Here is an 11,001-nt window from a genome sequence, read left to right on the forward strand (position 1 = left end):
ACACCGAGGTGGCGCCGTTCGACCTGGGCACCTTCGGCAGCCGATCCACCCCCGATGTCGGGCATGCGCTACGCCTGCTCGCCGTCGAGACCCGGCGGGCGCTGCTGATGGAGGCCGCGCGACGCTGGGATGTCTCCCCCGACGGCCTGGTCGCTGCGGGCGGGTCGGTGCGCGATCCGGTCACCGGTCGCGAGATCGCGTTCGGCGCGCTGGTTGCCGACGGCCCCCGCACCATCGAGGTTGACCCGGACGAGGCGCTGGACACCGCGCTCGCCGGACTCGCCGGGGTCGACCCCACCCAGCTGCGGCAGGGCCTCGTGCGAGCGGTGACCGGGATGAAGCAGTTCCCGTCCGACATCCGGCTGCCTGGCCTGCTGCACGGCGCCGTGCTGCGTCCGCCCGCGTACGGGGCCCGGCTGCGCCACGTCGACACCGCCGCAGCCCGCCAGCTGCCCGGCGTCACCGTGGTCGAGGCCGACGGCTTCGTCGGCGTTGTGGCCGCGAGCCAGTCCGCCGCCAGGGCGGCGCTGCGGTCGGTGGCCTCGGAGTGGGAACCGGTCGACGGACCCGGCGACGTCGGGCTGGCGAGCTACCTGCGAGACCACCCGGTGGACTCCCCCGACTGGGGCGGTTCGGTTCGCCGGGAGGCCGGCGACGTCGACGCCGCGCGGGTCGGCTCGGCGGTCCGGCTGGAGGCGACCTACACGACGCCGTACATCGCGCACGTGCCGATGGAGCCGCGGGTGGCGCTCGCCCAGGTCGGGGCCGACCGGGTGACGGTCTGGGTGGGTTCCCAGCGCCCGTTCGGCGTCCGGAGTGAGGTGGCTGCCGCACTCGGGCTGCCCGAGGAACGGGTCCGGGTCGTGGTCCCGGACTTCGGCGGCGGCTTCGGTGGCAAGCACTCGGGGGACGTCGCCGTCGAGGCGGCCCGACTGTCCCAGGCAGCGGGCGCGCCGGTGCGGGTCGCGTGGACCCGCGAGGAGGAGTTCCGCTGGGCCTACCTCCGCCCGGCCGCGGTCATCGACGTCCGCTCGGCGGCGACCGCGGACGGCTTCCTGACCGGCTGGTCGTTCATCAACATCAACTCGGGAGCGGCCGGGCTGTTCTCGCCGTACGTCGTCGCGAACCGGCGCGAGCAGTTCCAGCCGGCCGACTCGCCGCTGCGCCAAGGCTCCTACCGGGCGCTGGCCGCCACCGCGAACAACTTCGCCCGTGAGTCGCACATCGACGAGATGTCGGCCGCGCTGCGGCTCGACCCGCTGGAGCTGCGGCTGCGTCACCTCGACGACCCGCGCCTGGTTGACGTGCTGACCGCGGTCACGGAGCGGATCGGCTGGTCCGAGCGGCCCACCGAGCCCGGGCGAGGCGCCGGCCTCGCCTGCGGCCTGGAGAAGGACTCCCGGGTGGCCACGGCCGTCGAGGTCACCGTCGACCCGGACGGCCGGCTGCGCCTCGTGCGCGTCGTCACGGCGTTCGACTGCGGGGCCGTCGTCGACCCCGAGGGCCTGACCAGCCAGGTCACCGGGGCCACCATCATGGGGCTCGGCGGCGCGCTGTTCGAGGGCATCCGCTTCAACTCCGGCGTGATCCACAACGCGGCGCTCTCGGGGTACCGCGTCCCCCGGTTCCCGGACATCCCGCCGATCGACGTCATCGTGCTCGACCGCCCGGACATCGAGTCCGCGGGTGCCGGCGAGACCCCGATCATCGCGATCGCCCCCGCGATCGCCAACGCGGTCTACGCGGCCACCGGACGGCGGCTCCGCTCGCTCCCGCTCACCCCCGACGGCACTCTCCCGCCGCCTCCCCCCGCTCCATGATCACTGTGAGCGGTCCGAAAGCGCCTTGAAGCGGCGGAATCGGACCGCTCACAGTGATCACGTAACGGGATGGCACAGTTGCCCTGTGGCGAGCACCTTCGGCGGCCGACCCAGCCGGTTCGACCCGAACAGCGGCCCATCCGAACGGCGGGCGATCATCCTCCCGGGCCTGGCGTACTCACCTGACGCCCGCTGCTGGAGTTCGGCCGGCTCGCTCTCCTGCAGCACGGCTGGACCACCCAGCGGGTCTGGTGGGACCGGCCCGGCCCGGCGCGGACGAGGCCGCCGACCCCGCCGCCTGGGTGCGCGATCGCCTCGAGAGGGCCTTCTCGGGAGAGTCGGCGGCGGAGCCACCGCTCAAGCAGCTGCTGGTGATGGCGAAGTCCCTGGGCACGCTGGGCGCCACCAGCCAGACGCCCATCGACGCGGAGATCTGGCTCACCCCCCTGCTGACCGACGCCGACTGCGCCGCCGCCATCGAGCGCCGCGCTCTGGACGGTGTGCCGCAGCTGCTCGTCGGCGGCACCGACGACGAGCTGTGGTCGAGCCGGACCGCTCACGGCCTCGGCTGTGAGGTCCTAGAGATCCCCGGGGCCGACCACGGGCTGGTGATCCCCGGCGACGCCGTGCGGACGGCGCAGGTGCACGTCGAGGTCAACGCGGCGATCGACCGGTTCCTCGGCACCCTCACAGTCCGCCGAGACCCTTGACCAGCAGCAGCAGGCCGATCACCACGATGACCACCGCCATGACGGCGGCGTTGTTGGCCTGCAGCCAGTCCCTCGCGACCCCGAGCGGGCCGAGGATCCGCTCGCCCAGGACGAGGTAGAGCAGCACGGGAATGGCGACCGTGCTGGCCGCGACGGCGGTGAACAGCGCGACGGCCAGGACGACTCCGGCCCCGTCCAGCTCGGACGACCCGATCGCGAGCCCTCCCGCCGCGGCCAGCAGCATGATCTTCGGGTTGGCTGCCGACAGCACCAGACCCAGGCGCAGCGCCGTGCCCGGCGTGGCGTCCGCGATGGACTGCATCCACTGCGGTGTCGAGTCCTTTGCCCGTCGTCCGAGCCACTGCCGTACCCCGAGCACCACCAGCACCGCGCCCAGGACGATCCGGGCCCAGTAGGCCCAGGCCGAGGGCTGGTCGCTGGTGTCCAGCACCTCCGACAGCAGCGCGAAGGCACCGGTCACCACCAGGATCCCGACGACCCACCCGAGGAGGAAGCTGCTGCTCGTGGCCCTCGCCCGCCGGGTGAACAGCAGCAGGATCGCCGGGATGATGGGGAAGGGTGACGCCGCGATGCCGAGGGCGATCGGCACGACGTCGCCGAGCACCGCTCCCACACCGACCCCCACACCCTGTGCCGGCTCCGGCCAGGCAACCTGGCGCCGAGACTACTGGGACCGGCCCGAGGCGGCGCACGAACGTTCACGAAGCCGCAAAGCCGGTGCCCGAGCCGTCTAAACATCTGCGACCCACCCTGGAGACGAGGGAGGTCACGAACCGTGCAGACGCTCATGCAGTTCCGCCCGGTGTCGGACACAGAGTGGTGGTTCCTCGGGGTCACGCTCGCGTGCACCGTTCTCGCCTTCCGCTTTCTGCCACGGGTGTACGAGCGCGGACCAGCGGTGGCCGTGGGCGCGGCGCTGCTAATCTCCTGGATTCCGGTCCAGATCATCGCGTACGTGGCCGAGGGCCGTCGCATGTGGCTGCCGGGGCAGCACGGCGCGATCTTCTTCTGGGGCGACAGCGTGATGCTCACCAGCGTGGCCTTGGCGTTCGCCGCCATGCGCCGGCTCTGGGTCGCGGGCCATGCAGGCGTCGACCAGGCTCCGCTCACCGACCGGTGGTGGTGGCGGACGGCGGTAGCCGCCGTCGCGCTGGGCGTCAGCTACTGGTTCCACGTCGTCCAGATAGAGACCTGGCCGATCGACCGCCTGCACGCACTATCCAAGGTGTGGCACGACTTCTTCGTCTACCCGGTCTTCGTCTATTACCTCGGCTCGCAGCTGCCTCTGGTGTGGCAGGTTCCCTGGCGCCGGTTCAAGCTGCGGCAGCCCGCACTGGTCGGGCTGGCGCTGCTCGGCTTCGCCGGGTGGCTGTGGCTGGGCCGGGTCTACGATCCATCACAGGTGCAGGCGCAGCGCCCCCTGCTCGGCTTCGCTCTCGACGCCGGCAACCGGCAGCCCGTACCGATCGCGGCCGGTCCCGTTCCCTGGGCAGGCTGATCCTTGGCACCAGGACCACCGAGGCTAGGGGGCGCAACCATGGGCAGCACCGAGATCGTCGTCGACGCGTTCGGCCGGGTCCGCGAGGTGGTGCACGAGGCCGTCGACGGCCTCACCGCTGACCAGCTGGCCCACCGGGTGGATCCGCAGGCCAACTCGATCGGCTGGCTGGTCTGGCACCTCACCCGCGTGCAGGACGACCACATCGCCGACGCAGCGGGGACCGAGCAGGTCTGGACGTCGGACGGCTGGGTGGACCGGTTCGCCCTGACGCTGGGCCGGATGGACACCGGCTACGGGCACTCCGCTGCCGATGTCGCCGCCGTCCGGGTGCCCTCGGCGGACCTGCTCACCGGCTACTGCGACGCCGTCCACGAGCGGACCGTGGCGTATCTCAGCGGGCTGACCGAGGCCGACTTCGCCCGCATCGTCGACACCCGCTGGGACCCGCCGGTGACCCTGGCCGTGCGCCTGGTCAGCGTCATCGCCGACGACCTCCAGCACGCTGGCCAGGCCGCGTTTCTCCGCGGCGTGCTGGAGCGTCGTGGGTCCGGACGCTGAGCCACCCTCGCCGAAGCTCAGGGCTGGATGTTCTGGTTCAGGTGGAACAGGTTGTCCGGGTCGTACTGACGCTTGACCTCCCGAAGCCGGTTGAAGTTGGCGCCGTAGTTGGCCGCGACAGCCGGCTGGTCGTCGGCCGAGGCGAAGTTCACGTAGCCACCCTGGTGGGAGTGGGGTGCGATCGCCGCGTGGTAGTCCTGCACCCAGCGGGTGTGGGCCTCGTTGTCCACCGGGTCCGGCCACATGCCGGCGATGACCGCCGCGTACGTCGCGTCCCGGTGGCCGAAGGCGGTCGCGGCGGTGGGGACGTCGTGAACCGCCCCGTTGATCGGGTACAGGTGCACCGTCGAGTTGACGACGGGTACCCGCGATCCGTGCTCCATGTGCGCCTGGATCGCGGCATCCGTCAGGTCGCCGATGAAGGCCGCTTTCCAGTAGTGCTGCAGGCCGCGCGGAACCAGCGCGTCGAACGCACTGTTCAACGCCGCGTACGGCATCGTCCCCATGTGCTCGGCGACAGGCCGGGCGACGTCACGGAATCCCTGCATGACCTTCTCGCCGTCGTCGGGCGACCCGGTCCAGCAGGACACCAGAGCCACGAACGGCTCACCGACCCGGTTCTCGGGGACGAAGGGCAGCGGCGGTGCCATCTGGAAGGCAGGGAATCCGCCGTACTCACGCGGTGCCGTCCGGATGAACTCGTTGAAGTAGCTGAGGACATCGGCGCCGTCGGACAGCTCGAAGAACATCGGCCCCCCGTAGATCTCCCCGACCGGATGCAGCCGGAAGGTGAACTCGGTGACCACACCGAAGTTCCCGCCACCGCCGCGCAGCGCCCAGAACAGGTCAGGGTGCTCGGTCTCGCTCGCGGTGACCGTCGTCCCGTCGGCGGTCACGACCTGAGCGGAGAGCAGGTTGTCGCAGGACAACCCGTACCCCCGGGAGAGGTAGCCGATCCCACCTCCGAGCGTGAGGCCACCCACCCCGGTGGTGGAGATGATCCCACCGGTGGTCGCCAGCTCGTGCTGGCCGGTCGCCTGGTTGAACCCGCCCCAGGTAACCCCGCCGCCAGCCGTCGCGGTGCGGCCCTCTGGGTCCACCGTGACCGTGGCGAGCCCGGACAGGTCGGCGACCACAGCGGCGTCCGCCGTGCCGAACCCCGGGACGCTGTGCGCGCCGCCGCGGACGGCCAGCTCGGTGCCGGTCTCCACCGCGTACCGCACCACCGCGGCGACATCGGCTGGCGTGCTGCACCGCACCACGGCCGCAGGCCGGCGATCGATCATGAAGTTGTACACCCGGCGGGCCTCGTCGTATCCCGAGTCTCCCGCCGTGATCACCTGGCCGCTCACCCGCTGGCGCAGGGCATCGGTCGTCTGGGCTGTCATGGGAGCTCCACTCCTGTGCGTCGGTTCCGCCGGTCACCCGACGGCGTCCCGGGCGACGCTAGAAGGCGGCACGCTGTCCGCACATGACCAGAACTGCCCGATGACGTCCGGCGGGCGGATGGTCAGATCTGGTCATCGACGGCCCGAGGGTTCACTGGCTACCGTGGGTCCGCGATGCCAGGTTGGACCGGACCACCTCTGCCGGTGCGCTGGTCGAGGGCCGCGCACCCGGCTTTCGTCGGGCGCGACCGCGAGCTCGCGGTCCTCGAAGAGCTGTGGACCGCGGCCGAGGGCGGTGCCCGCCAGGTGGTCTTCGTCGGTGGGGAGCCCGGTGCCGGCAAGTCGCGGCTGCTCTCCGAGGTGGCCCAGGTCTGGCACGGACGCGGCGCCGCGGTGCTGCTCGGCAGCTGCATCGAGGAGTTCGGACCGCCCTACCAGCCGTTCGTGGAGCCGATCGAGGCGCTGCTTCCGGACCTGACCGGCGGTCGGCTCGAGGTAGACCCCTCCGAACCGGACCACCTCGCCGAGCTGGTCGGCCGGCTCGAGATGCTGTCGGGGCGTCGACCGACGCGAACGTCCCGCGCGGAGAATCGGCGTCGACTGTACGAGTCCGCCACCGAGGCGCTCCACGCTGCGGCGTCAGAACGCCCCCTGGTCCTGATCCTGGAGGACCTGCACTGGGCCGGCGAGAGCGCTCTCCAGCTGCTCACGTACCTGGTCGAGCGAACCACCGAGGCACGGATCCTCGTACTGCTGTCGCACCGGACCACCGCACCGGACCGCTCACCGCCACTCATCCACACGATCGCCCAGCTCTACCGGCTGGACGGCGTCCGCCGGATCGACCTGGCCGGACTCGACAGCGAGGAGATCGCCGACTACCTGGTCCACGAGGCTGGCGCGTCGGCAAGCAGGGCGCGCGTCTTCGCCACCGTGCTGCGCGACCAGACCGGCGGCAACCCGTTCTTCCTGCGCGAGCTGTGGCGCGACCTGGCCACCCGCGGCGGCCTGGCCACGCTGCGTTCGACCGACTTCCAGGCGCCCGAGTCGGTCCGGCACACCATCGAGCGACGGCTGGACCGGCTGGCCAAACCGCACCGGGAGGTCCTTGAGCTAGCCGCGGTCATCGGGGAGGAGTTCGACTCGATCACGCTGGTCGAGGCGTCGGGGTGGGCGCACGACACCACGCTGGAGGCACTTGACGCGGCCGTGGGCGCCGGCCTGGTCGAGCCGGCCGACGGTGCGGACGGCGGCTACCGGTTCCCGCACTCGCTCGCTCGCCAGATCGTGCTGAACCTTGTCCCGTCGCCCCGTCGGGCGCACGAGCACGCGCGGGTGGCGCAGGTGATCGAGCGCCGGTTGCCTGGCTCCGACCGGTACGTACGACAGCTGGCCCACCACTACGCGGGAGCCCACACGCTCGGCCTCGCAGACAAGGCGGTGCGTTACCTGGTCGAGGCGGCGAACGTGGCGGAGCGCAGCCTGGCGCACGACGAGGCCGCCCGGTCCCTCGAGCTGGCCGCCTCGCTGGCGACCGGCCCCGACGAACGCGACGCACTGCGTCTCGACGCGTCCCGCAGCTACCTGCTTGCCGCGGACTTCGCGAGGTCGCGCGACCTGGCCGAGAAGGTGGCGACGGTCGGGTCCCCCCGACACCGGCTGCGCGCGGCGGTGGCGTTCGAGGCCGCGTCGTGGCGACCAGGACATCCCGGACACCGTTCGGTCGAGCTGCTCTCGGCCGCGCTCACCGGGGTCGACCGTGATCCCGCCGACCCGGACTACGTGCGGGCCGTCGCCAGCCTCGGCCGCGCGCTCGCGTTCACCGGCTCCACCGATGAGGCCCGCGCCCTCGGCGTCCGTGCCATCGAAATGGCCGAGGCACTGGCGGACGACCGGGCCCTGGCGGATGCCTTGCAGGCCAGCCTGTGGCACGGTCTGCGGCCTCGCGACGCGCCCGGAAAGCTCGAGCGCGCGACCAGGCTGTCGCTGCTGGCCCGTCGGACCGGCCACTTCGAGCAGCTGGGACCGGCCGCGTACTACCGAGGCGCCATCAGCTACCTGCGCGGCGACCCGGCCAGCATGGACGCCGCCCATGGGGACCTGATCCACACCGCACGGGCCACCGGACAGGACTTCTTCGCCTACATGGCTGGCTGCATGGAGTACGCAAGGCACTTCGTCGCCGGTGACTTCGTCGCTGCCGAGCGCAGCTGCACCGGCCTGCTCGAGCTCGGCGAGTCGTTCGGGACCGACGACACCGAGGGGCCCTACGGGGTCCAGATGTACATGATCCAACGGGAGACCGGTGGCCTCGAGCCGGTCCGCTCGGTGATCAAGGGCGACGAGCGTCTCGGCGACTTCTGGGCCCCGGGCCTGCTCGCGCTGTACACCGAGCTGGGTCTGGTGGAGTCGTCGTCGCGGCTGCTGCACTGGCTGCTGGACGAGCAGCTTCACCGGTACGAGCACTCCGCGCAGTGGCCGGGTGTGCTGGCGTTCCTGGTAGAGGCCGCGCTCGCCCTGGAGGACGAAGCCGCGGCGCGACGGCTGCGCGGACCGCTGCTTGAGTACGCCGGCCTGAACCTGGTGGCGGGCCAGTTCGTGGCCGTGTTCGGAAGCACCGACCGCTACCTGGGAGCTGTCGACTCGCTGCTCGGCAACGGGGCCGCCGACGAGTGGTTCGCCTCCGCGATGGAGATGGACATGCTGATGGCTGCCCCCGTGCACCAGGCGCTGACCCTGGCGGCGCACGCCCGCCACCTGCGACGACGCGGGCAGTCGGACGCCCGAGCGGTCGCCGACCTGGTGGACCGGGCACGGAGCCTCGCTGTGCCGCTGGGACACCGGCGGGTGCTGCAGCAGCTCGACGCCCTGACGCCCGAGCGCCCTCAGTCCGAACGAAGGGACGGCCTCACCGCGCGGGAGACCGAGGTGCTCCACCTGCTCGGTGAGGGTCTGAGCAACCGGGCCATCGCCGCGCGGCTGGTGATCAGCGAGAACACGGCCGCCAACCACGTGCGGAGCATCCTGGCCAAGACCGGATCGGGCAACCGCACGCAGGCGGCGATGTACGCCGCGACTCAGGGACTGCTGGGCGGCGCCGACCGCTCAGACCGCTGACAGCGACCCATCCGACTGCAGGGTTCCGGTCACCTCGACGATCACGTCAGCCGGCAGCCCGGCGCGCTCCGCCGCTCGCAGGATGGCCTCCGCCGACGGTGCCTCGTAGAGGCAGTAGGTCTTGCGCTTGTCCGCCGAGAGGAACGAGTACAGCCACCGCACCCCCTCGGCGTCGTTGATCCGGTTGATTCCATCGGCGACCTCCGCGGTGACGTCGAGCTGGTCCGCAAACCGCCGTTCGACCATGAACACGGGCATGGCTGCCCCCTTCCGCACGGGCCCGGCCCAACGTACTCGTCGCGGCTGTCGTCCAACAGGGGTCGCAGCCGCACTCGGCCGCTCACGTGCCGTCGCCCTGGGGCACAACCACATCGACCGCCGGACGCCGGCGCAGCACGAGGGCCCCCATGGCCGCGGCGACCAGCGCGGCCGCGGCGCCCACCCCTAGCGCCCACCGCGGTCCGGCGTGCTGGGCGATCCAGCCCACGATCGGGCCGCCCACGGGCGTGCTGCCGAGGAAGGCCACCGCCCACAGCGCCATCACGCGTCCACGCATTGCCGGCGCGGAGTTGAGCTGGAGCGTGGCGTTGCCGGTGGAGAGGAACCAGACGCTGGCCGCTCCCACCGCCACCAGCGACACCGCCGCAAGCAGCAGCGTCGGGGTGAGCGCGGTGAGCAGGTCGGTGACCCCGAAGACGAAGGCGGACGCCACCATGGGCGCGATCCCGGTGACCGACCGTCCAGCGCTGACCAGACCGCCGATCACCGCACCGACCCCCATCGCGGCGGTGATCAGCCCGTAGTCCCGGGCGTCGCCGCCGAACGTGTGCGTCACCAGCGCCGGGAGCACCACCTGGAACTCGTAGGTCAGGGTGCCGACCAGCGCCATCATGAGCAGCGGCACCAGCAGCTGGGGGGCGCGCCGCACGTAGCGCAGCCCCTCCCGCAGCTGGCCGGGCGCCCTTCTCACCGGCGCGGACTGCGCGAGCTGACTTCGATGCATGGTCAGGTAGGCCACGATCACCGCCCCGAAGCTGACCGCGTTGACCAGGAAGCACGCACCCACCCCGACGCTCGCGATGAGCACACCGGCGACCGCGGGCCCGACAGCGCGGGCCACGTTGACCAGCACCGAGTTCAGGCTCACCGCGTTGCGGACCTGGTCGCCGTCGACCATCTCCCGGACGAACGCCTGGCGGGCCGGGTTGTCCAGGACGTTGACCAGTCCTAGCCCGAGGGACAGCGCGAGCACCCAGGCGATCGTCACGTGGCCGTTGACCGTCAGCAACCCGAGGACCAGTGCCTGGACGGCGGCGGCCAGCTGGGTGCCGATCAGCAGCCGCCGCTTGTCGACCCGGTCCACCACGACGCCGCCGTACGGCCCGAGGAGGAGGATCGGCAGGAACTGCAGCGCAACGGCCAGCCCCAACCAGGTTGCGGAGTGGGTCAGCTGGAGCACCAGCCACGCCTGAGCTACCGACTGCATCCAGGTGCCCACCAGGGACACGACTTGGCCGATGAAGAACCGGCGGTAGTTGGGATTGTCAAGCGACGCGAACGTCCGCGTGGACCAGTCCCGCAGCCCGTCCGTCATGGTCCCGCCAGTATCCCCCGGACTAGTTACTTCGACCTGAAGAAGTCGGGGCTTGGCGGTGCGCTTCCGGCGGTCTGGTGATCGAGAGGATGGCCCCGAACCCTTGGGTTAGAAGGGATCGAGGCCATCGTGTTTCGTATCGTGGGCGATCAGCCGTCGTTGTGGGAGTCGGTGTGGCCGGAGGAACTGCTGCGGCTACCGGATGAGTTGGCTCGGGTCGACACGATGCTGGACGACCCGGCGTTCTTCGCTTCGTTCGTGCCGTTCTTCGACCCGCGGGTCGGTCGGCCGT

At 71.5% G+C, this 11,001-nt stretch carries 10 protein-coding genes; 6 read left to right on the top strand and 4 right to left on the bottom strand.

The genetic code is table 11. The annotated features are described in order from the left end of the window. Both VIM19_08790 and VIM19_08795 read left to right on the top strand, forming a co-directional pair. The coding region (locus tag VIM19_08790; GenBank protein HEY5184979.1) for a molybdopterin cofactor-binding domain-containing protein at window positions 1-1,820 on the top strand (1,820 nt) is incomplete at its 5' end. Between the two features lie 251 nt (window positions 1,821-2,071). Next, window positions 2,072-2,530, top strand: coding sequence for a hypothetical protein (locus VIM19_08795; protein HEY5184980.1), 459 nt, complete (start codon window positions 2,072-2,074; stop codon window positions 2,528-2,530). On the opposite strand, the gene VIM19_08800 is transcribed toward VIM19_08795, so the two are convergent. Beyond that, window positions 2,508-3,164 carry a GAP family protein gene (locus tag VIM19_08800; protein HEY5184981.1) on the bottom strand — a complete coding sequence of 219 codons (657 nt, stop codon included), beginning with the start codon at window positions 3,162-3,164 and terminating at the stop codon, window positions 2,508-2,510. The genes VIM19_08795 and VIM19_08800 overlap by 23 nt on opposite strands. Window positions 3,165-3,326: 162 nt before the next feature. Here VIM19_08800 and VIM19_08805 point away from each other — a divergent pair, with 162 nt between their 5' ends. Together VIM19_08805 and VIM19_08810 are read left to right on the top strand one after the other, a co-directional pair. Beyond that, on the top strand, window positions 3,327-4,049 hold the full coding sequence (locus VIM19_08805) for a hypothetical protein (protein HEY5184982.1): 723 nt from the start codon (window positions 3,327-3,329) through the stop codon (window positions 4,047-4,049). A 39-nt stretch (window positions 4,050-4,088) separates the two neighbouring features. Continuing rightward, window positions 4,089-4,610 (top strand): DUF664 domain-containing protein, encoded by a 522-nt coding sequence (locus VIM19_08810; GenBank protein HEY5184983.1) that lies wholly within the window; start codon window positions 4,089-4,091, stop codon window positions 4,608-4,610. 17 nt (window positions 4,611-4,627) lie between these two features. Here the strand turns inward: VIM19_08810 and VIM19_08815 are convergent, their stop codons facing one another. Then, window positions 4,628-5,998 carry an FAD-binding oxidoreductase gene (locus VIM19_08815; GenBank protein ID HEY5184984.1) on the bottom strand — a complete coding sequence of 457 codons (1,371 nt, stop codon included), beginning with the start codon at window positions 5,996-5,998 and terminating at the stop codon, window positions 4,628-4,630. A gap of 204 nt (window positions 5,999-6,202) precedes the next feature. Here VIM19_08815 and VIM19_08820 point away from each other — a divergent pair, with 204 nt between their 5' ends. After that, window positions 6,203-9,115 (top strand): AAA family ATPase, encoded by a 2,913-nt coding sequence (locus tag VIM19_08820; GenBank protein HEY5184985.1) that lies wholly within the window; start codon window positions 6,203-6,205, stop codon window positions 9,113-9,115. Here VIM19_08820 and VIM19_08825 read toward each other — a convergent pair. Together VIM19_08825 and VIM19_08830 are read right to left on the bottom strand one after the other, a co-directional pair. Beyond that, the gene (locus VIM19_08825; GenBank protein HEY5184986.1) at window positions 9,104-9,373 is read right to left on the bottom strand and encodes a DUF4242 domain-containing protein; all 270 of its coding nucleotides are present in this window, start codon (window positions 9,371-9,373) and stop codon (window positions 9,104-9,106) included. The genes VIM19_08820 and VIM19_08825 overlap by 12 nt on opposite strands. A gap of 82 nt (window positions 9,374-9,455) precedes the next feature. Continuing rightward, window positions 9,456-10,709 carry an MFS transporter gene (locus VIM19_08830; GenBank protein ID HEY5184987.1) on the bottom strand — a complete coding sequence of 418 codons (1,254 nt, stop codon included), beginning with the start codon at window positions 10,707-10,709 and terminating at the stop codon, window positions 9,456-9,458. Window positions 10,710-10,838: 129 nt separating this feature from the next. Here VIM19_08830 and VIM19_08835 point away from each other — a divergent pair. Then, the coding region (locus tag VIM19_08835) for an ISNCY family transposase (GenBank protein ID HEY5184988.1) at window positions 10,839-11,001 on the top strand (163 nt) is incomplete at its 3' end.

The organism is Actinomycetes bacterium (assembly GCA_036510875.1).
GTDB lineage: Bacteria > Actinomycetota > Actinomycetes > Prado026 > Prado026 > DATCDE01.